Source organism: Nocardioides sp. (genome assembly GCF_050246775.1).
Classification (GTDB): Bacteria; Actinomycetota; Actinomycetes; order Propionibacteriales; family Nocardioidaceae; genus Nocardioides.
Map to the genome: position 1 here is coordinate 947,696 of NZ_JBFWVK010000002.1, position 22,943 is coordinate 970,638.

General features: G+C 68.0%; 21 protein-coding genes and 1 tRNA gene. 10 read left to right on the forward strand and 12 right to left on the reverse strand.

Annotated elements, in window-relative coordinates:
* Positions 1-113: 113 nt before the first annotated feature.
* Complete coding sequence (locus AB7I40_RS14385; RefSeq protein WP_428347275.1) at positions 114-356, reverse strand: hypothetical protein; 243 nt, start codon at positions 354-356, stop codon at positions 114-116.
* Between the two features lie 599 nt (positions 357-955).
* On the opposite strand from AB7I40_RS14385, the gene AB7I40_RS14390 reads away from it, so the two are divergent.
* Positions 956-1,330, forward strand: a complete 375-nt coding sequence (locus tag AB7I40_RS14390; protein WP_428347276.1) for a VOC family protein — start codon at positions 956-958, stop codon at positions 1,328-1,330.
* A 209-nt stretch (positions 1,331-1,539) separates the two neighbouring features.
* On the opposite strand, the gene AB7I40_RS14395 is transcribed toward AB7I40_RS14390, so the two are convergent.
* Entirely contained in the window at positions 1,540-1,746 is a 207-nt protein-coding gene (locus AB7I40_RS14395) for a hypothetical protein (protein ID WP_428347277.1), read from the reverse strand.
* Complete coding sequence (locus AB7I40_RS14400; RefSeq protein WP_428347278.1) at positions 1,743-2,501, reverse strand: L-threonylcarbamoyladenylate synthase; 759 nt, start codon at positions 2,499-2,501, stop codon at positions 1,743-1,745. The genes AB7I40_RS14395 and AB7I40_RS14400 overlap by 4 nt, the downstream gene beginning before the upstream one ends.
* Positions 2,502-2,690: 189 nt before the next feature.
* On the opposite strand from AB7I40_RS14400, the gene AB7I40_RS14405 reads away from it, so the two are divergent.
* The 5 genes from AB7I40_RS14405 to AB7I40_RS14425 all read left to right on the forward strand — a co-directional run bounded on the left by AB7I40_RS14405 (position 2,691) and on the right by AB7I40_RS14425 (position 6,656).
* Positions 2,691-3,398 carry a hypothetical protein gene (locus AB7I40_RS14405; RefSeq protein ID WP_428347279.1) on the forward strand — a complete coding sequence of 236 codons (708 nt, stop codon included), beginning with the start codon at positions 2,691-2,693 and terminating at the stop codon, positions 3,396-3,398.
* Positions 3,395-4,534, forward strand: a complete 1,140-nt coding sequence (locus AB7I40_RS14410) for a hypothetical protein (protein ID WP_428347280.1) — start codon at positions 3,395-3,397, stop codon at positions 4,532-4,534. Before AB7I40_RS14405 ends, AB7I40_RS14410 begins: the two co-directional genes overlap by 4 nt.
* Positions 4,535-4,625: 91 nt before the next feature.
* Positions 4,626-4,913: a hypothetical protein gene (locus tag AB7I40_RS14415; RefSeq protein WP_428347281.1), complete on the forward strand. Its 288-nt coding sequence runs from the start codon at positions 4,626-4,628 to the stop codon at positions 4,911-4,913.
* A 423-nt stretch (positions 4,914-5,336) separates the two neighbouring features.
* Positions 5,337-5,504 (forward strand): helix-turn-helix domain-containing protein, encoded by a 168-nt coding sequence (locus AB7I40_RS14420; RefSeq protein ID WP_428347392.1) that lies wholly within the window; start codon positions 5,337-5,339, stop codon positions 5,502-5,504.
* Positions 5,505-6,656, forward strand: a complete 1,152-nt coding sequence (locus tag AB7I40_RS14425; protein WP_428347282.1) for a tyrosine-type recombinase/integrase — start codon at positions 5,505-5,507, stop codon at positions 6,654-6,656. It abuts the gene before it with no gap.
* A gap of 17 nt (positions 6,657-6,673) precedes the next feature.
* On the opposite strand, the gene AB7I40_RS14430 is transcribed toward AB7I40_RS14425, so the two are convergent.
* Positions 6,674-6,746 (reverse strand) — tRNA-Thr (locus AB7I40_RS14430).
* A 97-nt stretch (positions 6,747-6,843) separates the two neighbouring features.
* On the opposite strand from AB7I40_RS14430, the gene AB7I40_RS14435 reads away from it, so the two are divergent.
* A complete protein-coding gene (locus AB7I40_RS14435; protein ID WP_428347284.1) occupies positions 6,844-8,427 on the forward strand; it encodes an alpha/beta hydrolase in 1,584 nt (527 codons plus the stop codon).
* 7 nt (positions 8,428-8,434) lie between these two features.
* Here AB7I40_RS14435 and AB7I40_RS14440 read toward each other — a convergent pair whose 3' ends face one another.
* Positions 8,435-11,287, reverse strand: a complete 2,853-nt coding sequence (locus AB7I40_RS14440) for a hypothetical protein (RefSeq protein ID WP_428347285.1) — start codon at positions 11,285-11,287, stop codon at positions 8,435-8,437.
* A gap of 249 nt (positions 11,288-11,536) precedes the next feature.
* Here AB7I40_RS14440 and AB7I40_RS14445 point away from each other — a divergent pair, with 249 nt between their 5' ends.
* Both AB7I40_RS14445 and AB7I40_RS14450 read left to right on the forward strand, forming a co-directional pair.
* Positions 11,537-13,366 carry a glycoside hydrolase family 13 protein gene (locus AB7I40_RS14445; protein ID WP_428347286.1) on the forward strand — a complete coding sequence of 610 codons (1,830 nt, stop codon included), beginning with the start codon at positions 11,537-11,539 and terminating at the stop codon, positions 13,364-13,366.
* An 18-nt stretch (positions 13,367-13,384) separates the two neighbouring features.
* Positions 13,385-14,602 (forward strand): DUF4032 domain-containing protein, encoded by a 1,218-nt coding sequence (locus AB7I40_RS14450; protein ID WP_428347287.1) that lies wholly within the window; start codon positions 13,385-13,387, stop codon positions 14,600-14,602.
* Between the two features lie 96 nt (positions 14,603-14,698).
* Here the strand turns inward: AB7I40_RS14450 and AB7I40_RS14455 are convergent, their stop codons facing one another.
* From AB7I40_RS14455 to AB7I40_RS14480, 6 genes are all read right to left on the reverse strand, one after another.
* Positions 14,699-15,847 carry an acyl-CoA dehydrogenase family protein gene (locus AB7I40_RS14455; RefSeq protein ID WP_428347288.1) on the reverse strand — a complete coding sequence of 383 codons (1,149 nt, stop codon included), beginning with the start codon at positions 15,845-15,847 and terminating at the stop codon, positions 14,699-14,701.
* Between the two features lie 37 nt (positions 15,848-15,884).
* Complete coding sequence (locus AB7I40_RS14460; RefSeq protein ID WP_428347289.1) at positions 15,885-16,256, reverse strand: DUF5709 domain-containing protein; 372 nt, start codon at positions 16,254-16,256, stop codon at positions 15,885-15,887.
* A gap of 62 nt (positions 16,257-16,318) precedes the next feature.
* The gene (locus tag AB7I40_RS14465; RefSeq protein WP_428347290.1) at positions 16,319-17,806 is read right to left on the reverse strand and encodes a metallophosphoesterase; all 1,488 of its coding nucleotides are present in this window, start codon (positions 17,804-17,806) and stop codon (positions 16,319-16,321) included.
* A 2-nt stretch (positions 17,807-17,808) separates the two neighbouring features.
* The gene (rlmB, locus tag AB7I40_RS14470) at positions 17,809-18,756 is read right to left on the reverse strand and encodes a 23S rRNA (guanosine(2251)-2'-O)-methyltransferase RlmB (RefSeq protein ID WP_428347291.1); all 948 of its coding nucleotides are present in this window, start codon (positions 18,754-18,756) and stop codon (positions 17,809-17,811) included.
* A 1-nt stretch (position 18,757) separates the two neighbouring features.
* On the reverse strand, positions 18,758-20,173 hold the full coding sequence (cysS, locus tag AB7I40_RS14475; protein WP_428347292.1) for a cysteine--tRNA ligase: 1,416 nt from the start codon (positions 20,171-20,173) through the stop codon (positions 18,758-18,760).
* A 21-nt stretch (positions 20,174-20,194) separates the two neighbouring features.
* Positions 20,195-21,733, reverse strand: a complete 1,539-nt coding sequence (locus AB7I40_RS14480) for a molybdopterin-dependent oxidoreductase (RefSeq protein WP_428347293.1) — start codon at positions 21,731-21,733, stop codon at positions 20,195-20,197.
* A 33-nt stretch (positions 21,734-21,766) separates the two neighbouring features.
* Between AB7I40_RS14480 and ispF the strand changes: the two genes are divergently transcribed.
* The gene (ispF, locus tag AB7I40_RS14485) at positions 21,767-22,246 is read left to right on the forward strand and encodes a 2-C-methyl-D-erythritol 2,4-cyclodiphosphate synthase (RefSeq protein ID WP_428347294.1); all 480 of its coding nucleotides are present in this window, start codon (positions 21,767-21,769) and stop codon (positions 22,244-22,246) included.
* On the opposite strand, the gene AB7I40_RS14490 is transcribed toward ispF, so the two are convergent.
* Entirely contained in the window at positions 22,234-22,818 is a 585-nt protein-coding gene (locus AB7I40_RS14490) for a TetR/AcrR family transcriptional regulator (RefSeq protein ID WP_428347295.1), read from the reverse strand. The genes ispF and AB7I40_RS14490 overlap by 13 nt on opposite strands.
* Positions 22,819-22,943: the final 125 nt, after the last annotated feature.

Consider the following 22,943-nt stretch of genomic DNA (forward strand, 5'->3'; position numbering starts at 1 on the left):
CCTATGATGCGACTATCGCACAAGAAATGTCAAGGAGCTGGCATGACCGTGCCCGACCCGCGCCTATCCGCCGCCGGTGGGGCATTCCAACGGGGGCCAAGGTCGCTGAAGGCTCACCTGTCCAGCGTGTGGCGCCAGCCTTCCAAACGACCGCGGAACGCATGCTGCGCGGTCCCCTCGGCGGGGCGCGGATCAAGTCTGGCTGCATAGGCTTGCAGATAGGTGCTGAGCCGACGCCGTTGGTCGGTATCGCGGAAGCCGAGCGCCGGGTCGCTCACCAGCCAATCAACCATCGCGATCGCATTCTCTGTCCCGTGCGTTGTGACCTCGGCGTGATTGAGGACATACGAGAGCACTCGGAAGAGTTGCTGCCCGACTGGGTTCCCGTATTGTGCCCATTCACCTCTGTGTTGCCAGGACACGGCACTGTCGGCGGGACCACGCATTGCCTGAAGCGCTGCGATGGCGGCGCTCCGGCGTTGAGTTCCACTTTCCAAATCGGCGAGTGCAGACACCAAGAGGTCGAGACTGCGTTGCTTGTAGCTGCCAGTGACCGTGAAGTACGCGCCCAGAGAGGCGACTTATCAGCGCCGCTGATGCCGCGATCGTGGCTGCGACCACCTCGCCGGACATAGTTCGATGGTCTCCCTCGGATCAGCCCTTGGCAAGCGCGAGTTGGCACGTTCGGACGGTGCTGGGCTCCGCCTCGAGTCGGGGTCCAGTCGACAGCGTCTGCAAGACAGCTACGGCCGTGTTCGAGCATTCCCCAAACACGCCCGATCTTCAGGAGGCTACGGAGCCTGCCGGCGCGATTTCACGAGACTAGAGCTAGCCCATTCCGCCGCCTGTCGGCGTCATAGGGACGTCCGCTCATTCCGACATCGGACCCTTGTGCCTCTGCAAGGCATTTGGCAGCACGACACGCTCGGCAGTGCGCAGATGACATCATGTTGCGATGTCCGCTTCCTCGGGCGCGATCGTGCTCAGCACTCCGGACCCGCAGGAGTTGGCCGCCTTCTACCGGGACCTGCTCGGCTGGTCCGTCATCACCAGCGAATCTGGATGGGTTCGGCTGCGTCAGGTCGACCACGAACGCCCCAGCCTGAGTTTTCAGTACGAGCCCGCCGATACCCCTCCTTCCTGGCCCATGCGCGAGGGGGGCGTGCAGATGCAGGCCCACCTCGACGTTCTCGTCGACGACCTGGACAGCGAGCAGCAGCGGGCCGCCGCGCTCGGAGCTAGCCTCGAGACGCACCAACCCAACCCAGACGTGCGAGTGATGCGTGACCCGCACGGGCACGTCTTCTGCCTGTTCCTCGCCGGCGCCTGAGCGGCGCCGCGACACTCATGCGCTGCAGGATGGCCCGCAAGCCTCGTCAGCGCAGTGCGTCCTTCCGCCACTTGCTGGCAGGATTTGCTCGGGTCGCTCAGGCGGGCCTCAGGGCAGTCGCGAGGGACCGGTATTGCGCGCTCTCCCCCGAAATTTCCAGCTCAACGACCGCGGGAGTGCAGGCGCGACCCGCATCTCCTCACAGAAAATCAGGGACCCATCATCTTCTCGACCACGACTTTCCCGATCGCGGTCGAGATACCGCCTGCGACAGCTGTACCGACCCACTTGTTCCAGAGGAGGGTGACGAACACGTTGTGCACCCTATTGATGGCCCGACGTCGCCGTCCGCCGATGCCGATCGCCACCAGACCCGGCGCATCCGAGGTCCCCGGCCACAGCGGGCCGGCCGTCACGTCGCATCTCCCCAATTGACCCCATCGTTGGAGAGCGCGACCTTCTTGACGTCGTCCGGGTCGATCCAGCCGGTGCGCACGACGACGAGCTTGCTCTTCTCCACCTTAACCATGGTCGAGTGGTTCGCCAGGTCCGGCCGGCGCCGGAGGTCGCGGATGAAGAACGTCTCCAGGCCCTGGGTTCGCTCGTCGTGAAGAACGAGCGCGAGCTCCAACGCCAGATCGGTGTCGAACACCAGGACACCGTTCTGTCGAAGTGCCGCCGACGTGATGGGGAGACCCAGCGCATCACTGAGCTGGCGTTCGATGACCGACCGGCTCATCCGGGTCATTACTCCGCCCTCACCGCGTAGACGCTTGACAAGAATCTTACCCAAGCGGTTGTGCACAGGCGTCCAGATCCCGAGCCCGCCGGGCCAGAACCTCCCGGCCAGTGCGCGAACGAGGGAGTCGTACTTCATGACCTTGGCTGCGGTGGCCTCGTTGCCGACGGTCACCGGAATCGGGCTACCGGAGTGGTCTAGGAGTCGGTCGAGCGCGGCGACACCCCTGGCGTTGCGCGGGTCTGCAGCGAGCGCATACGCGCAGTCAGACATGAACCAGACGACGCCGCCGTCGGCAAGGCACTGCGCGAGTCGACGAGCCTGGGTCATGTTCAGCTGGTCAATGTCAGCCGGGTTCATCACCTGGAAGTCAGGCAGGTAGGCCTGCCTTCGACGCGGCTTGCGTGGCGGTTGTACGGGCTGGGCAGTCATGGTCGCACTTCCTCTAGTCAAGGCATAACGCGCTGCTAGCCTTCCGACCGCCCTCGTGGCGGTGACATCAGGGATGACGAAGCGGGCTCGACCCTTCTTGCGATCTGAAAAAAGTTCGGCAACCGGGCAAAACCCCGCGCCGGCCGTCGTCTACTTCTTAGTGAGAGCGCAAAGTGTCGGGGAGGGCAGATGGGAAAGCGGTTCAAAGGCCCGGGGTTCGACCCCGAGTGGGAGCGGCTCAACCAAGAGTTCCGAGTCATCGGAGAGAAGGTTCTCCGCGACCGAACCGATGAAGCTGCCCACGATCTGATCAAGCAGTTCACGCCCCTCATCACCCGGCTCGCGAGCGCCGTACCGAGGGAAGACCGCGACGCCGTCGTGAACCGGCTGGCCAGTGAGCTGATCGAGGTCTTGCCGAAGGCTCTTGCGGCCAGTTCGCCGCGGGGGTACGCCACAACCGCCCTACGCAACAGAGTCTTCACGGAACTTCGACGCGCCAAGAGGCGCCGGTCACGCGAGTCCGCGTTGCCTCCGGACTGGGATGTCAGCGATCCGTTGGCCCATCATCTTCTCGAGGACGCCGCGTTTCACACTGCGGCGGTAGAGCGCTGCCTGGCCGCGATCGACCGCCTTCACCGCGACGCCCAGGATCGTGGCTCCTACCTCGACGCTCGCGTCGCCGAGGTCGTCGAGTTCCGCTACCACACCAACGTTCCTATCTCTCAGGCGTGCATCGCTCTCGGCTTCGACCCGCAGACCTATAAGGCGATCGGCCCGAAGATCTCGAAGGCCCGGAGCAACCCCAAGTCGCTGCTCTACCGGGTCGCCGAAGAACTGGTTGAAGGCTCTCTTCAAACCCATCTGCGTAACACCACCAACGAAGGTGAGAACAAGTGACCACGAACGAGCCCACTCCTCCGGAGCACCCGGACGACCCGCCGCAGACGGTCACGTCATCCGCGGCGAGCTGGCTCGACCCGAGTACCCCTCCCGCGCCCGACGACACCGCTGAGCTGAGGCGTCTCGAGGGGCTTCTGAAAGACCAGGTCCTGCACAATCTGAAGACGCACGGGCTCGCACGCGGCTCGCGACTGGCCACGCCACTGCATCCTCGGTACCGGCGTGCCTTGGTCGCATCACGGGCCCACAGCGCCCACGAGTCGATCGCAGAAGTACAGCGGTCGCTGCTCGACGACAGCCCCGAGGTCCGCCAAGAAGCCCGGCGGTCTTTGCGCGATCTGCTCTACCGTCTTTACGTCGGCGAACACAACGACCGAGACGGGGCTCCCCAGAGCCGTCCGTGGCTGGATCGCACCATCGTCGCTCTGGTTGGTGGCCGTGACCCCGATGGGCCGGAGCCGCGCTGGAGCCGGCCAGAGTTTCAGACGCGGCTACGCTCAGCCGTCATCGTCAGCACTCTCCTAATGGCCGTCGTCTCGGGTTTGCTTGTTGTCACGGACCGCTGGACTGTCGCACTGGCAGGTTTGTCCGGCATGGGTGCTCTGATGATCCTTGACGCCGCATTCAGCCGACTGAGCTCGGTCAAGTCTGCCGAGATTCGGTGGGCCTCGTGCGTGGCCAGTCATGCCGGCGATGTTTTCGTCCTGGGTTGCATTGCCTACGCCCAGGTCCAGCTGAGATACGAGTGGACCGCACTTGTGATGGCGGCAGCGGCGCTGGTCTCCCTGTTCGCGTCTTTTGTACGCGTCTCAGCGCTCCAGGCCGGGCACCGATCTTGGTTCTCTCTTCGCGAACGCCAGGTCCGCTACTTCTCGATGCTGATCATCGCTGTGGCTGCCTCAACCGTCTATTCCTCCCAGGTGATCGTTTCCTGCGGTGCGGCAATCATGGTTGTTGGCTGTGTCGAGGCGATTAGGGTCGTGCGTGTCGTCTTCACAGGACCATCGATCACGACCGGTGACATCCTGTTCGTCGGCAGTGACGACACGCTTCACTTGTGGTCGTTAACCGACACCGACGAGGAGCTGGAGGTCGCATCGAGCCAGTCGAGGTCTCGGCATTCAAGGCCTTGAGGAACCCGGAGTCGTTGCCGGTAGGTCAGGGTCGTCCGGAGCTCTGATCTCCGAGCCAGCGGCCTCACCGCTGGTCAGTCCGGCTGCGGGCGTGCGTCCAATGTGGGCGGACAGCGTTGAGGACGGCCGGCCCCGCGATGGCGGCATCCATCTCTCGGACGAGGTCGCCCGCGTCTCGGCTTGGCTACTCGGAGCGATCTTTGCGCTCGGTGACCGGGAGTTTGTCCAAAGCGTCGTCCATGAACTTGGTGGCGAGGGCTACTTGGCACTGCGTGCCGCGAGTTTAACCGAGGTCCAGGACGACGATTACGACATCGATGAGTGGTCCGAAACTGCCGCGGTCGATCTGACCATGAACAATGACGACGCGCTGTTCTAGAGCGTGGTCTCCGTGGGATCGGCATCCTCCTAGGTGAATCTCCCGTGTGGCGAGTTCTCCTGAGGGTCACGGTGCCCGGGCCGAAGTGCCATATGGGGCACCCGCCACGAGCCAAAGATTCTCTTCACATGCTCGCGTAGCCAGCGTCCTGACTCCGAGCGGCAGCGTCATATCACCGCAAGGGCTCCTGTCGTCCTGTCCTCCTCAGGCTGCTTCACCCATGGCCGAGTGCGTGGCCGACGAATTTGGGTTGCCGAGTGTCCAATCGCGCGCAATGCACTCACTTGAAGGTCAGGCGAATCAGCGTGGTCATGCAGAGACGCGGTGGGCATGTGCTTCATCCACAGGTGGTTTCGTCGCCGTGCAGGTACACCTGCTCACGCGGAACCATCAGCGATGTGGAGGCTCAGGATGGAACGACTCATGACCGTGGAAGAGGTGGCAGACGCTCTGCGCGTGCCCACCGACACGGTGCGTTGGCTGCGTCAGGAGGGTCGGTTCGCGCCGGCCATCCGAGTCGGCCGGCGCGTCCTGTGGGAAGAGAGTGCCATCGCGGCCTGGGCAGCCGAACAGCGAGAACGGACTGGGTAGTTGTCCGTTAAGCGCTACACGACCGCGACGGGGCAGGCCCGCTGGCGGGTGCGTATCAAGGCGCAGGGTCGGCAGATCGCCTCTCGTGTGTTCGAGAAGAGAACTGACGCGCTCGCCTGGGAGCAAGAGCAGCTCCGAGCGCTGCGCGGCGGCGAATGGACGGATCCTCGGCGCGGACGTGTCCCCCTGGCCAGCATCGCCGACGACTGGCTGATGGCACGCCAGTCGGTGAAGCGACGGAGTCGGGAGTTGGACGAGGCGAACTGGCGGCTCCACGTGGAACCCGCGTTTGGCCAAACCCCCGTTAACGCCATCACCCGCGCGAACATCGAGACCTGGTTGGGGAGGCTGCGCGCTGGCGGCGCCGCATCGTCGAGTGTTGGTCGATACCTGGCGACACTCCGCTCGATTCTCGACTTCGCGGCGGCGGATGGTCGAGTGAGTCACAACGCGGCCGCAGGCGTCAAAGCACCCCGAGGGTCGCGCACGCGACGCGAGGGCCAGTTCCTCTCCCTTGTTGAACTGCGCGAGCTCGGGGTTGCATGCAGGGGCAGATACGCCGACCTCGTTCTCTTCCTCGGCCTCACTGGGATTCGTTGGGGTGAGGTCGCTGGACTGCAGGTTGGCGATGTCGTTGAGGAGCCGGGATACGGCGTTCGACTGCAGCGGGCGGTGCTGTCCAGTCGAACCGATGGGACGCTGTTCGTTGACACTCTGAAGACCAGTCGCTGTCGCACGGTCCCCCTTGTGCCCGAACTTGTCCCTATCGTGGAGCAGTGGCGGGCCGATAAACAAGCCGATGCGTGGCTGTTCGCGGCGCCCCAGGGCGGGCCCCTCAGTGGAGCGAACTGGAAGCGGGCAGTGCGCTGGTCCGCCGCCATCGAGGCGATCGGGAAACCCACCTTGCGCGTCCACGACCTGAGGCACACCGCGGCCTCATTGTGGCTTGCCGCAGGGGCCGATCCGAAGGTCATCCAGAGAGTCCTGGGACACGCGTCCGCGGCGATGACGATGGACCTCTACGGGCACCTGATTGACGACAACTTGTGGCACGCCGCGGCACGTGTTGGCAGTTCCGGGGACAGATTGGGGACACGAAACCCGAGTTCCGCGCCTGATCGCGGGACCGCCGCGGGCGAAGCAAGCCCCTGACCTGCGAAAATACTGTGAGCCGGTGACAGGAGTCGAACCCGCGACATCCTCATTACAAGTGAGGCGCTCTACCAACTGAGCTACACCGGCATGCACCCCGCGAAGGGCGCGCGCACATCGTAATGGTCGGTGGCGCTGTCCCTGGAACTGAGTAGGGTCCCCAACACACGGTTCACCAGGGGGAAGCATGCGTCGTTCGATCACGGTCCTGATCACTCTCGCGCTCGGGGCGGCAGTCCTGAGCGCCACACCCACCACTTCTGCTGCCCCGCCCGGGCCTGCGGCCACCACCGCGGCAGCAGCTCAGGTGCCGGTGATCAACTGGCAACCCTGCGATGAGGCGCTCTGCGCCCGGGTCCGGGTGCCGCTGGACTACGACGACCCGACCGGCGCGACCACCCGCCTCAACCTGCTGAAGATCCCGGCCGCCAAGCCCGATCAACGCATCGGCTCGCTCTTCGTCAATCCCGGCGGCCCCGGCGCGACGGCCACCGACTTCGCGCGTTTCTTCCCCTTCCTGGTCCGCCCAGCGGTCAGCAACCGGTTCGACATCATCGGCATCGACCCCCGAGGCACGTTCTCCCCGGCCACCATCTGTCGGGCCGACGGTGAGCCCCCGTTCCCCGTGGTCAGCTTCCCCGTCACCGACAGCCAGGTCGCGGTGTGGCTGCGCCACGATGCCTGGCAACGCCGCGCCTGCCGCACCGGCGCCACTGCGATCACCGACCACATGACGACCGCCGACGACGCCCGCGACATGGACCTGATCCGCCAGGCCGTCGGTGACGACAAGCTCACCTACTACGGCATCTCCTACGGCACCTACCTGGGTCAGACCTACGCAGCGATGTACCCCGACAACATCCGGGCCCTGATCATCGACGGCGTCCTGGACCCTGTCGCCTGGGCCACCGGGCGCAACGGCAACGGGACGAAGGTGCCGTTCAGCACCCGCCTCAAGAGTGGGTACGGCGCCGCCGACGCGCTCTCCACAGCCCTCACCGCGTGCAACCAGTCGACCCACTGCGTGCTTAGGGGACGTGCCCACCGCACCTGGAACCAACTCGTCCACCGACTGCGCCAAGGCCCCTCGGTCCGTCACGGGCAGCGCCTCACCTACGCCGATCTCGTGTCCAGCACGTTGGGGCTTCTCTACTCCGCCGACTCGTATCCGTTCCTCATGCGCGTGCTCAACCAGGCACACCGCCAGGTGTTCGCGAAGTCCGCGCCGCGACGACCCCTCGCCCTGCTGCGACCAGTTCCGGCCGACCCGCGCGGCATCGCCGGGCCCTACGGCGCCACCCCGACCTCGGGGAACCAGCCCGGATACGGACAGATCTCGGACGCCTTCCATGCGGTGGCGTGTGCCGACACCCTCAACCCGTCCGACCCTGCGGTGTGGGCCAAGGCGGCGAGAAGGTTCGAACCAGCGCAGCCCTACTTCGGTCGGTTGTGGACCTGGGCCTCCAGCCCCTGCGCCCGCTGGCCCAAGGCAGCCTCCGCGGACGCGTTCCGCGGCCCGTTCGCGACGACCACCTCGGCACCGCTTCTGGTGATCGGCAACAGTCACGACCCGGCCACGCCGATCAGCGGAGCCAGGGTCGCCACGCACCTGTTCGCCGGATCGCGACTGCTCCAGCTCAACGGTTGGGGCCACGGCGCGATCATGACGAGCAACTGCATCGACAACGCGATGCGCGACTACCTCGTGTCACTCACCCTGCCGGCCGAGGGCGCCACGTGCGACCCCAACCGTCCCCTGTTCCGCTAGACCCGACCTACGGAGCAGCGAACTTCATGTTCGGCGCGCCGTACATGCCCGACGTCGACTGCAGCGTCGGGTAGGTCATGGTCGACCCGTTCGCGTAGGCATACCCGGCGATGGTCAGGCGCGAGTCCCGCGTCGCCGTCCCGTTCAGGCCGACGTACTCACCGAACAACCAGTGCTGGCTGACGACGGTGTAGGTGATCCCGGGCTGCAGGGTCACCGGTGCCGCCAGGTTCGTGTAGAACCACCGGTTCTCCGCTGTCGCAGCGGCCGGCACCACGGCGCTCGCCACCATCGCCTTGGTGTCGGTGCGGTAGATCGCCACCGTGGTGTTCTGGTTGTTGTCGTTCTTGCCGTCGTTGTCGTAGTCGTACAGACCCAGGGCGGTCACCGGAGTCGCCACGTTGACGCTGAACCGGTAGCCGACCACGTAGTTCCCCGTCGTGCCCCCGCCCGGGGAGTACGACGTGAGGCTGGGCACCGGCTGCGACTTTACGTTGACCACTCGGGTGGCGCTCGTCGAGCCGCCCGCCGGGTCGGTGACGACCACCGTCACGGTGTAGTCGCCTGGCGCGAGCACCCCAGCACCGTACGAGAACGACGCACTCGCGGTCCCCAGGCCGGTGACGTTGGCCGGCAGGTCGAACGACCCCGCCGCGAACGAGCCATCGGCGCGCAGGAAGTTGCCCGCGGCGTTCGAGACCCGGACGGCGACCGAGGAGACCTGGAAGTTGTCAGCCGCAGCGCCGGCGATGTCGAACGCCGTGCCGGACTGCAGGGACGTGACCGGCGAGGTGATGGACACCGTCGGCGGGGTCACCGCCACCGTGAACGTGCCGGTGTAGTTCTTCACGTTGGGCCGGGCGTCCGTGCCACGGGCGGTCACGGTGTAGGTCCCGACCGGCAGCACGCCGAGGTCCCTGGACCACGACAGTGTTCCCGTGCCGAGGGCACCCTCGGTGACGTCGTAGGACAGGTTGGCGACCGTGGTGCCGAAGCCGCCGCTGGCCTGGAGGTACTGGCCGGCCGCGTTCTGCACCCGCAGCTTGAGGTCGCTGACCGAGACCGTGTCAGTGGTGACGCCACGCACGACCACCGGGGCCTCCGGGCTGGAGTTGCTCGGCAGGGTCAGCACGGTCACCGGGGCGACCCCGTCGAGGCCGGTGCCGGTGAAGGCCACCTCCGTGTTGGTCGGCGACAGCCGCCCGGCGAGGTCGATCGCCCACGCCTCCGCGGTGTAGGAGCCAGCCGGCAGCGGGGTGTCGAGCTTGAAGGAGCCGTCGTCGGCCGGGGTCAGTTTGAACGCGTAGTTGGTCGCGCCCAAGGTGCCGTCGGCCTGCAGGAACTGCCCGGTCGCGCTCTTGATCCGCATCCGGTACTCGACCACGCCCGCGTCGTCGGTGGCCAAACCTGTCAGCGTGGCCGGGGTGTTGAGCGAGCCGCCCGCGGTGGGGCTGGTGAAGGTCACGACGCTCGGCGGAGCCACATCCTCCACACCGGCACCGAAGTCGAGGAACGCCGTAGTCCCGGTGCGGACCCCGCCGGTCCACTCGCCGTCGAAGCCGACCAGCAGGCCACGCTTCACGGCCTCGATGGTGGTGCCCCCGGTGAACGAGGACTGGCCAGGGTTCCAGTTGAGCGGCGTACCGTCGGTGCGCGACAGCGCCGCCATGTGCGAGCGCCAGACCCCGCCGCTCGTCGACGTGCCCGTGCAGGTGTCCAGCCCGAGCTTCGGCTCGAGGACCTCGCTGGCACCCGGCCCGGCGTCGGGGCGGCAGAAGTGACCCGTGACGTAGACAGCAGCATCGGTGACGGCCACACCGAAGCTGGAGTCGCGCATGTAGTGACGCCACAGCGGGGTGACCGGGGCCTCCGTCGTCGAGGCGTAGTAGACGTAGTCCGAGACGGTAGCTGTGCCGTAGGCGAGCGCATAGTTGCCACGGGTCGGGTCGAGCGCCATGTCCTGCAGGTCGGCGATCGACAGCGAGCTGCCCTGCGTGTTCGTCATCCCGGTGAGGCGATGCGCCGTGAGCGAGGGCGCAGCCGGGTTGCTGATGTTGATGATCGCCATCGGGGCGTACGCCGTGCCGCCGGTGCCGGTGATGGTGCCGAACCGGCCACCGAGGTAGAGGCGCGTGCCGGCGTCGTTCATCTCCAGGGCATGGACGCGGGAGGTCAGCTCACCGGTCGTGGTGAAGTTCATCGCCGGCAGCACCGCCCCCGTGGTGGGGTTCAGCTCGGAGACCGTCTCGAGGGTGAGACCACCGATCTTGGTGAAGTCGCCACCCACGAACAGCCGGCCGTTGCGGTAGAGGATCTCGCGCACCACGCCGTTGGGGTTGGGGCTCTTGAACTTGTCGACCACCGAGCAGTTCGACAGGTCGAGCAGCGCGAGGCGGGTGCGGCTCTTCGCGACCCCGTTGGCACCCGTGATCTTGGCGAACCGGCCGGCGACGTAGACCTGCGTGGGCGTCGGTCCCGGCTCCACCGCGGTGACGTTGTTGTCGAAGACGAACTTCTGCTCGCAGGTCATCGCCTTGGTGTCGATGTTCCAGGCCGCGAAGTAGGGCTGGTCGATGACCGTGCCGTCCTTCAACTCGATCTGCCAGAAGTCACCACCCGAGACGATGGTGCGCCCCGTCTGAGTGACCGCGCGGGTCTCCCGCGGCTGGGGGTTGTTGTAGATCGGGGTGCCGTCGGGCACGTAGAGCGGGGTGCGCAGGATCTTGGGATATCCGCCGGCGGCCTCTTCGGGCACCAGGGCGCCATGCGTGATGATCGCGCCCGTCGCGGCCGACAGGCCCAACGCGGTCAGCGCGGAGGCCAACAGGCCCAGCACCACCATCCGGACCACGACTGACAAGTCTCGCTTCTTCCCCTGCACTGCACTCCCCCATTACGACCCACCCACGCGACATCCCTTGCGCGCGGCAACCGTCCCCACGGCCCCGCGATGGCACGACGAGCGGTGCGCCCCAGTGGGCGCACATCCAGCAAGCATTGGGCAGCGCGTGAACCGAGACCACCCCAGTGCCTGGAAATGGACCGATGGCAGTGCCCCGTGGTGGTCCGTTCGGACTAGAGGGTCCACGGGCGCCGCTAGAGTGCGGCCGTGCTGACCGATCCCCATCACGACGGTTCCCCGCTCTACCGCGCGCAGGAGACTCCCGCGCTCGGGGACGGCGTCGTGCTCCGTTGTCGCACCTCCGCCGACGTCGCCGAGGTCTGGATCCGGACCACGCAGGACGCCGAGCCCACCTTCCACCCCTGTGTCCTGCGCGAACCCGACGGCGACGTCCGCTGGTGGGAGGGTGAGATCCCGCAGCACAACCCGGTCATGCACTACCGGTTCCTGGTCGTCGAGCGCACCGGTGCCCAGCGCTGGCTCACCGGAGCCGGCGTGCACGACCACGACGTGCCCGACACCTTCGACTTCAAGGTCTCCGTCTACGCTCCACCGCCGGACTGGGGCCGCGACGCGGTCGTCTACCAGATCTTCCCGGACCGGTTCGCACGCTCCGCGGCCGCCGACCACCGACCGGTGCCCGACTGGGCGCTACCGGCGGGCTGGGACGACCCGATCCACTTCGAGCGAAGCGACCCCCGCACCGCCAGCCAGTTCTTCGGCGGTGACCTCGACGGGGTCGTCGACCATCTCGACCACATCGCCGAGGTCGGCGCCGACGTCGTCTACACCACGCCGGTCTTCCCCGCTGAGTCCAACCACCGCTACAACGCCTCCACCTTCGACGAGGTGGACCCACTGCTCGGGGGCGACGACGCCTACGAGCGCCTCTCCACCGCCGTGCACGCCCGGGGCTGGCGCATCCTCGGCGACCTCACCACCAACCACACCGGCGACACCCACGAATGGTTCGAGGCGGCCGCGGCCGATGCCAGCTCACCCCAGCGCGGCTACTACTACTTCCGGACCGACGGCACCTACGAATCCTGGCTCGGGTTCACCAGCCTGCCGAAGATCAACCACGCCAACCCCGCCCTGCGAGCCGCATTCGTCGAAGGACCCGACTCGATCGTGGGGCGCTGGCTGCGCCCGCCGTACGACGTCGACGGCTGGCGCATCGACGTGGCCAACATGACCGGCCGGATGCGCGAGCTCGACATCAACCACGACGTCGCGCGCGGCGTACGGCGCACGGCGACCGCGCTGCGCCCCGACGCCCTGGTGATCGGTGAGCACAACCATGACGCCTCTGAGGACGTCGACGTCGACGGCTGGCACGCCACCATGAACTACTCCGGGTTCTCCTGGCCGGTGTGGGAGTGGCTGCGCGCCGACGACTCCCCGGCGCGCTCGTTCGGCACCCCGGTCCCGATCCCCCAGCGCACCGGTCCCCAGGTGGTCAGCTCGATGCGCTGGTGGGCCGGGCGGCTGGGCTGGCAGGCCCACCAGTGGTCGTGGAACATCCTCGGCTCACACGACAGCGCCCGGATCCGCACCGTGGTCGGCAGCTCCGCGCTGCACCAGGTGGCTGCCGGACTGCAGTTCACCCTGCCCGGCGTACCCATGATCTTCGCCGGCGACGAGCTCGGCCTCGAAGGCATCGTCGGCGAGGACTCCCGCCGCACCATGCCCTGGCACCGCCCCGAGACCTGGGACCACGACACCCTGGACAGCTACAGCGCCCTGGCACGGCTGCGACGCGAGCAGGTGGCCCTGCGACGCGGTGGACTGCGGTGGGCCCACGTCGACGACGACACGCTGGCCTTCGTCCGAGAACACCCCGAGGGCTCGGTCCTTGTGTGTGCCCGGCGAGCAGCCGGACCGGCGATCCGGCTCCCCCTGGCTGCTCTGGGCACCACCGGCGCGCGGCTGTTGTTCAGCACCACCGAGGGGGGTGAGCAGAGCTCGACCACCGAGGGGGGTGAGCTCGTGCTGCCCGCGAGCGATGGGCCCTCGTTCGCCGTCCACCGGCTCTGAATACGGCAGGATGACCAGATGCCCCTGAGGATCGTGGCCAACCGCCCGGACCCGGCCATCGTCGGCCTGCCGTGGAGCACGCCGCTGGAGGACTGGACCGACGAGTACGTCGTCCCCCTGCCGCGTGGTCTGTCGCGTCACATCGTGCGGATCGTCCGGCTAGGCGCTCGCACCTACGCGATCAAGGAGACCGAGGAGGAGATCGCGTTCCGCGAGTACCGCATGCTGCGCGACCTGCACCGGCTCGGGCTCCCGGCCGTCATCGCGCAGGGTGTGGTCACCGGCCGGGTCGACGCCGACGGACACGAACTGCCGGCCGCCCTGCTCACCGAGCACCTCCGGTTCTCCCTGCCCTACCGCTCGCTGTTCTCCCACGGCCTGACCGCCGACAACATCCCCTCACTCATCGACGCCCTCGTGGTGCTGCTGGTCCGGTTGCACCTCAGCGAGTTCTACTGGGGCGACGTGTCGCTGTCCAACGTCCTGTTCCGGCGCGACGCCGGTGCGTTCTCGGCGTACCTCGTCGACGCCGAGACCGGCGAGCTCTACCCGACGCTGTCGGACAGCATGCGGGAGTACGACCTCACCGTCGGCTGCGAGAACGTGTTCGCCGAGCTGCTCGACCTGGAGGCGAGCCAGGCGGTCGAGGGTGAGGTGGCCGCGTTCGAGATCGTGGAGATGATCCGGGAGCGCTATGCGGCCCTGTGGTCCGAGCTGACCCGTGAGGAGCAGTTCAACGCTGACGAGATGTGGCGCATCGAGCAGCGGATCGAGCGTCTCAACGACCTCGGGTTCGACGTCGACGAGCTCGACATCGTCACCGACTACGACGGCGACCAGATCCAGATCCGGCCCCGTGTGGTGGAGCTGGGCCACCACGCCCGCGAGCTGCAGGAGCTCACCGGCATGAACGTGGAGGACAACCAGGCTCGGCGGCTGCTCAACGACATCGCCTCCTACACCGCGCACTCGGACCTCGGTGGCGAGGACCGGGCGCTGGTGGCCAACCGCTGGCTGACCAACTACTACGAACCGGTCGTCGCGATGGTGCCGCCCGAACTGCGCGGCAAGCTCGAGGAGCCCGAGATCTACCACGAGATCCTGGTGCACCGGTGGTACCTGTCTGAGCGGGCCGGCTTCGAGATCGACATCTTCGACACCGCGCGGGACTACATCTTCAACATCCTGCGCGATCGCCCGGACGAGGCCGTCGCCCCGCCCGCCGACCTGTCGTAGATGTCCCCGTCCTGATCGTCGACCTGTCGCAGATGTACATCACCTTATGTACATCTGCGACAGGTCGGCGCGTTCTGCGCGTACATCTGCGACAGGTCAGCGCAGCAGGTCGCGTCCGATCACCATCCGCTGGATCTGGTTGGTGCCCTCGAAGATCTGGGTCACCTTGGCGTCACGCATGAGTCGCTCCACCGGGTAGTCCCGGGTGTAGCCGTTGCCGCCAAACACCTGCACCGCGTCGGTGGTGACCCGCATGGCAGCATCCGAGCCGGTGAGCTTGGCGATGCTGGCCTGCCGCGAGAACGGTCGCCCGGCGTCCTTGAGCCGCGCAGCGAGGAGGTACGTCGCGCGCGCACGCTCGACCTCGGCGGCCATGTCGGCCAACAGGAACTGCAGTCCCTGGAACTCCCCGATGCTGCGTCCGAACTGCTGGCGCTCGTTCGCGTAGTCCACGGCCAACGCGAGTGCCGCCTGGGCGATGCCGGTGCCGACCGCGGCGATCCCGAGACGCCCCGCGTCGAGGGCCGACAGCGCCACCTTCATGCCCTGCCCCTCGGCCCCGATCAGCTGCGAGGCCGGGATCCGAGCCCCGTCGAACAGCACCTGGGTGGTGACGTCGCAGGCCAGGCCCATCTTCTTCTCCGGCGCACCGAAGCTCATGCCCTCGGTGCCGGCCGGCACGATGAACGCCGACAGACCTGCCTTCGGGTCCTCGGAGGTGCGGGCGAACAGGATGTAGTAGTCGGCGCACGAGCCGTTGCTGATCCACGACTTCGTGCCCTTCACGACGTACTCATCACCCTCGCGGACCGCACGGGTGGCGATGCCGCTGACATCGGAGCCGGCCTGCGGCTCGGACAGGCAGTAGGCACCCAGCCAGTCGCCCGACAGCATCCTCGGCAACCACTCGGCGCACTGCTCGGGTGAGCCGTTGGCCGCCACCACGCTCGCGGTCAGCGTGTGCACGCTCGTGCCGACGCCGACGCTCGGCCACGCCGATGCGATCTCCTCGATGACCTGCAGGTAGACCTCGTAGGGCTGGGCCGCTCCGCCGTACTGCTCGTCGAAGGGAAGTGACAGCAGCCCGCTGCGCCCCAGCAGGCGGTAGGCAGCCTCCGGGAACTCGGCCTTCTCCTCCAAGTCGGCGACCTGGGGAGCGAGCTCCTTGGCGCAGAGCTCGCTGGTCAGCTCGAGGAGCGCCTCGGCATCTTCGGTGGGCAGCAGACGATCAACGGTGGTAGCCACGCCCCACATAGTAGGACGCCAAACTAAATCTGGTGAATCAGTCCTCGATCGTGTGCATGGCGGCCTCTTCGGCGCTCGCCCCGGCACCGTCGATGCCTTCGTCCTCGGCCGTGAGGTCGTAGCCGGACTCGGTGGCGAGCAGCCGTCCGGTCCGCGCGTCGCCGACCTCACCGCTGACCGGTCCGTCGAGGATGTCGGCGTCGAGCTCCTCGGCGACGCCCTCCCAGGTCTCGGGCTCCTCCTGGCGCAGGCGCTCCTCGATGGTCTCGCCCTCCAGCTCGCCGAGCTCGGTGGTGTCCTTGTCGAACACGCCCCGATAGGCCTCGGGCGGCGAGATCCCCTCGTCGAGGATGTCGTCCACTCCGCGGTCGTCGAGCGTGTCCTCGGGCTGCAGCTGGTCTCCACTCATGTCCTTGACGTTAGCCCCCCGATGCACGCCCCGCGCGTGGCGCTCCCGGAAAGGCCAGCCGGTCAGTAGGTCAACGCGAGGTAGCGCGACACCGTGAAGACCCCGTTGGTCTGCAGGGTCACGGGCTGCAGACCGACCGGTCGAGAGTCGCGATAGGTGATCAGGGTGACCTGTGCCTCGCGGCGCAGCTTGCTGCCCACCGCGATGGCGTACGCCGCTCCGCCCGTGGTGCCGTTGGTGTAGGAGTGGCCCACACTGCCGTTGCTGCCCACCACCGCTGTCGGTCCGACCTGCACGTGGAGGTGACCGCCGATCACCAGGTCCACGCATCCCCGCTCGAGGGCCGGCTGGCCGCTGGCGGCGTCGTGGACCATCAGCGTGCTGACCCGCTCGGTCACGGCGCAGGCAGCGTCGGCGATCAGGTCGGCCTGCTCGGCGAAGCTCAGTCCGGTCTCGTCACGCCACGTTCCCAGTCCCGACGAACGGGGATCGTTGACCCCGAGGAGGGTGGACCCGCCGGGTCCGGCGACCACCTCACCGTCGAGCGTGACCCAGCCGTGCTCTCGCAGGTAGTCGCTGACGAAGCCGCCGTGATCGTGGTTGCCGGCCACACTGAACCGTTCGTAGCCCGCGAAGGCCTTGTTGAGCGAGTCGAGGCTGAAGGTCTCCCACGACTTGCCGGTCGAGGTGTCGTCGCCCGCATCGAGCACCGCGGTGGCGCCCGCCGCATCCCCGATCGCCCTGGCCACCGGGTCCATGCCGATGTTGTCGTGGCGATCCGAGACCAGGATGGCCACGGTCTCCCCCGCCTCAGGTTGGCGCAGTCGCAGCAGCGCGGCGTCCTCCTCCGCCTGCGCGTAGAACGTCTTGCTCCGCTCGTAGGAGTCCACGGCGCTCGCGATGAGCCGCTTGGTCTCGTCGGTGGTGAGACTGGCACTCACCTCGACCCCGTCGACCTCGGCCGGCAGCGGGATGTCCGGCCCCAGGAACGAGGCCAGAGACTGCCAGCCCTGGTCTTCCACCTCCGGCGGGCGGACCTGCCACGGCTGCCAGACCAGCAGCGTCGCCAGCGCCGTCACGCCCACGACGGGCACCAGCCGCGGCCCCTTGGCCCGCGCCCAGAGCTCGCTGCGCCGTCGCCGCCCGAGCAGCCACCAGACGGCGAAGGGCACCGCGGCCACCAGCGCCCCTCGCAGGAGCGCCGCGACCGCCATGTCGAGCACCGCGTCGCGCACCGTGGCCACCTGGGTGGCCGGCTGGCTGGCGATGAACGCGTAGCGCTGGAGCAGTTCCGTGGTGGTCCGGGCCTCGGTCTTGCCCAGGGTGATGTCCACTCCCAGCGCGCTCCCGGAGGAGCGGCGTACGTCCGGCAGCACCGGCCCGGTGTGCACGACGAGCTCCCCGGTGAAGGTGGGACGTACGACGGACTCGTGGCTGGCCACCACCAGCTCGCGCTGGCTGCCCAGGAACAGGGGTACGGCGACCGCGAACGAGACGACCAGCCAGCCCACGACCAGAGCGGAGCGCCGGGCCAGCTGCGTGCGGTCCATCGTCAGGCGCGGGCCTGCGCGATGGCGTAGAGCGCCACCGAGGCGGCCACCCCGGCGTTGAGGGACTCCAGCTGGTGTGACATCGGGATGGAGACCAGTTGGTCGCAGGTCTCGGTCACCAGACGGCCCAGCCCCTTGCCCTCGCTCCCGACAACCACGACGAGCGGGCCGTCGGCGAGGTCGAGGTCGGGCAGCGAGACGTCGCCGTCGGCAGCGAGGCCGATGACCATGCAACCGGCGTCCTGGTAGGCCTTCAGCTGGCGCACCAGGTTGACCGCCTGCGCCACGGGCACGCGGGCCGCAGCCCCTGCCGAGGTCTTCCAGGCACTCGCGGTCATGCCGGCTGCCCGGCGCTCGGGGATCAGGACGCCGTGGGCCCCGAAACCAGCCGCCGAGCGCACCACAGCACCGAGGTTCCGCGGGTCGGTGACCTGGTCGAGCGCGACGATGAGGGCCGGTTCCTTGGCTGCCGCGGCCGCGTCCAGGAAGTCGTTGGGGTGGGCGTAGGAGTACGCCGGCACCCGGGCGGCCAGCCCCTGGTGCACTGCCCCGCCGGTCATCCGGTCCATCTCCGAGCGCGGCACCTCCATGAGGTTCAACCCCGCCTCGGCCGAGAGCTTGAACGCCTCGCGCAGCCGGGCGTCACGCTCGGCACCCTCCGCGACGTAGATGGCGGTGATCGGCATGTGGGCACGCAGGGCCTCGACGACCGAGTTGCGGCCGGCCACCCACTCCGCCTCGCCCCCGATCACCTTGCGCTTGGGACGGGCGGAGTTGTTGCGCTCGACCCGGACGTTCTCCTTGTAGACCTTGTGGTTGGGGCGGTCCTTGGCCTTGGGCGTCGGGCCGCGACCCTCGAGTCCACGCTTGACGCGCCCCCCGGAACCCGCGGTCGGGTTGCCCTTGCCGGTCTTCTTGATCGATCCCTTGCGCTGGGAGTTCCCGGCCATGTCAGCTGTGTCCTTGTTCGAGGGTCCACCGTGGTCCGGTGGGAGTGTCTTCGATCTCGATGCCGGCTGCCTTGATCCGGTCGCGGATCGCGTCTGCGTTGGCGAAGTCCTTGGCGGCCCGTGCGGCGGCACGCTGCTCGAGCAGGCCCGCGACCAGGACGTCGATGGCGTTGGTGAGCTGTTCGGTCTCCGCATCCGAGGACGTGCCCCAGACCGGATCGGCCGGATCAAGTCCGAGCACGCCGAGCATCGCGCTCACCTGGGCGGCCACGGCGGTGGGGTCCTGGCCGGCACCAAGGAGTCGGTTGCCTTCGCGGACCGCGTCGTAGATGACCGCCACGGCAGCCGGCGTGCCCAGGTCGTCGTCCATCGCGGCCACGAACCGCGGGTCGAGCGCGGATCGTTGATCGACCTTGGCCGAGGAGGCGCGCTGCAGGAAGGACTCGATGCGCCGGAACCCCTGGGCGGCCTCTTCCAGCGCCTCGTAGGAGAACTCGACGTGGGAGCGGTAGTGCGCAGCGACCATGTAGAACCGCAGCTCGATCGGGCGCACCCGCTTGAGGACCTCAGGGATCAGCAGGGAGTTGCCGAGCGACTTGCTCATCTTCTCCCCGGCTGTGGTGATCCAGGCGTTGTGCATCCAGTACGAGGCGAACCGGTGGCCGGCCGCACGGGACTGCGCCTGCTCGTTCTCGTGGTGGGGGAACCTGAGGTCGACGCCGCCGCCGTGGATGTCGAAGGCGGTGCCGAGGTATTTGCTGGCCATCGCCGAGCACTCGATGTGCCACCCCGGTCGCCCGCGCCCCCAGGGGCTGGGCCACGAAGCCGTCACCGGCTCGGAATCCTGCTTCCAGCCCTTCCACAGCGCGAAGTCGCGCGGGTCGCGCTTGCCACGCGGGTCGGCGTCGGTGGCGGCTTCCATGTCGTCGATCTTCTGGTGGGTGAGCTCGCCGTACGCCGGCCAGGAGCGGACGTCGAAGTAGACGTCCCCGGAGTCGTCCGCGGCAGCGTAGGCGTGGCCGCGCTCGACCAGGGTCTCGATCAGCTCGAGCATCTCCGGGACGTGGCCGGTGGCCGACGGCTCGTAGGTCGGGGGCGCAACGTTGAGAGTGGCGTAGGCCTTGTCGAGCTCGCGGTGCATGGCGGCGGCGAGGTTGTACCAGGGCCGGCCCTGCTCGGCCGACTTGGTCAGGATCTTGTCGTCGATGTCGGTGACGTTGCGGATGAACGTGACCTCGTAGTCGCTGGAACGCAGCCAGCGCTGGAGGATGTCGAAGTTGACCGCCGACCGGATGTGACCCACGTGCGGCTCCGACTGGACTGTGAGCCCGCACAGGTAGATCCCGGCTTTGCCCGCCTCGAGGGGCACGAAGTCACGGACTTCGCCGGTTGCGGTGTCATGGAGCCTGAACGTCACTGGTCAAGGATAGGGGCGCGGCTACTCCGCACTGAATTCGATGGTGTGCCAGCCCGTGGCCCCGTCGGGTACGACGTCGCGCAGGACGCCGGTCTGGGTGTCGCCGGTCTCATCGGTCGCACGCACCCGCAGCTCGTGCTCCCCGGCGTCCGCGCTCACCTCGCCGCTCCACTGCACCCAGGTGTCGCTGGTCGGCACGGCGGCCAGGTCCACCGACTGCCAGGCGCCACCGTCGAGGGAGACCTCGACGCCGGTGACCCCGACATGCTGGCGCCACGCGGTGCCGGCGACCGTGACCGACCCGGCCTGCACGCTCGAGCCAGCGCGCGGCACGTCGATGCGGGAGGCCAGCTTCACCGGCCCCTGCTCGGACCAGCCCTTGTCGGTCCAGTACGCCGTGAAGTCCGCGAACCGGGTGACCTCCAGGTCGACCAGCCACTTGGTCGCCGACACGTAGCCGTAGAGCCCGGGCACGATCATGCGCACCGGGAAGCCGTGCTCGATCGGCAGTGGAGCGCCGTTCATCCCGAAGGCGAGCATGGCGTTGCGGTCGTCGGTGAGCGCCTCGAGCGGCGTACCGCACGTCCAGCCGTCCTGCGAGGTCTGCTTGACCGCGTCGGCCCCGGCCTGCACGCCGGCCTCGGCGAGCAGGTCGGCGATGCGTACGCCGCTCCACCAGGCGTTGCCGACCAGCTCGCCACCGACCGGGTTCGACACGCAGTTGAGAGTCATCCAGGACTCGGTGAGTTCCATGCCGAGGAGGTCCTGGTAGCTCAGCCTCAGTTCCTTCTCGACCATCCCGTGGATCCGCAGGGACCAGTCCTTGGGGTCAACGGCGGGCACGATGACGGCGGTGTGGATCTGGTAGAAGTCCGCGTTCGGTGTCCGCCAGGGCTGGAGCCCCTCGACGTCGAGCACGGCCTTCGGGGGCGGCGGCCGCAGGGAGATCGGCAGCTTGAGGAGCTTGCGGCTGGCCTCGACCTGGCGCCGGCTCCTTCCGACGTACTGGCCCAGCGCCCCGAAGACCGCGGCCGCACCGAAGACGGCTCCGGCACGCAGCAGGAAGCTGCGGCGCGACGCCACGACGCCGGGGTCGTCCTCGTCTCGCAGTGGCTGGGTGAGCCACGGCAGCGCGCCGAGCCAGACGGCGCCGCCGACGAAGACCGGGATCACGTCGGTCGGGCGTGAGCTCGGACTGGTGAGTGCCGCGATCCCGCCGATCGCAGCCAGCACCAGGAAGACCACCTGGGCTCGCGACGGAGAGTTGCGACTGGCCCGCCCGGCGTACCAGAAGGCTCCGGCGAGGAAGACCAGCACCCCGATGACCAGGATCGTCTTGTCGTTCTTCCCGACGGCCTGGATGGCTCGTTCGGCCAACCCACCCGGGGTGATCCGGATGATCGCCTCCGCCACGCTCGCCACAGGGTTCACCCGCACCCCCATCGCGGAGGAGGTCAGCACGCTGGCGGCCAAACCCAGGCACCCGGTCAGGAGGCCGGCGGTCCCCCAGCCCAGACGGCGGCGCGGGGCAACGGCCGGAGCCGCGATCGGGGTGGTCACGAGGTCAATTGTTGCTCAGGCATCATGAAACCCATGAAACAAATCCCTTACGTCGGGGTCGGCACAGATGTGCACACACTGACCGATGGCGTACCCCTGCACCTGGCCGGCCTGTCGTGGCCCGACGAGGAGCGTGGGCTGTCGGGACACTCGGACGGTGACGTCGCCGCTCACGCGGCGTGCGACGCCCTGCTGTCCGCGACCCGGCTGGGTGACCTGGGCTCCAACTTCGGGACCACCGACCCGGCGTGGGCGGGCGGGTCGGGGGTCGACTTCCTGACCGAGACCGCACGCCGGGTCCGCGACGCCGGCTTCGAGATCGCCAACGTGTCCATCCAGGTGATCGGCAACCGCCCCCATCTGTCCCCACGCCGGGGGGAGGCGGAGGCCGCACTGTCGGCCGCGGTCGGGGCACCGGTCTCGGTGAGTGCGACGACCACCGACGGGCTGGGCCTGACCGGGCGCGGCGAGGGCATCGCAGCCATCGCGACGGCGCTCGTCTACTCCGCGTAGCGCTCGAGGTCGAGCGCCAGCGCGTGCCTGGCGGTCGCGACGTCGAGCGGGTCCACCGAGGCGCACTGCTGGCCAGTGAGTCCCTCGATCAGACCCTGCAACCTCCTCGTCTCGACCAGCAGCTCATCGGCCGCCACCCCCGCGCTGCGCAACCAGCCCTCGGTGACGGTGAGGACTTCGCCACGCACCTGACGGGAGACCGCGCCCAGCAGGTCGTCATGGCGAGCGCGTTCCTCGAAGGCCAGCCAGGCCCTGGCCTCGATGAAGCTCCCGTTGTCCGGTGTCTCGTGTGGGAGGGCATGGACACAGCGTGCCTGCAACCTTCCCAGCGCATCGGACGGCAGCGAGACCATCGCCCGGCGCCTGGCTCGGTCTCGCGCGAGCTTGAGCATGGTCAGCCGCAAGAGGTCGTGCTGGTCGGGGAACTGGTGTCGGAGCGATCCCGCCGACAGCCCGAATCCAGCGGCGATCTTGCGCACGGTGAGCGCCTCGCACCCGCCTTCAGCCGCGAGTCGGTAGATCACCGCGAACAGGTCGGGGCCGCGCGAGGAGTAGTCAACCAGCATGGGCATGCGCTCTTGATAGCAAGATTCGCTGCACTCCTGCCGCCGTCATCCACAGGGCCTCGCCTTGGGCCGTCAGCACACCCGTGTCACGCATACAGGACCTCCCGATTCGGTTGGCAATACACCTGTGC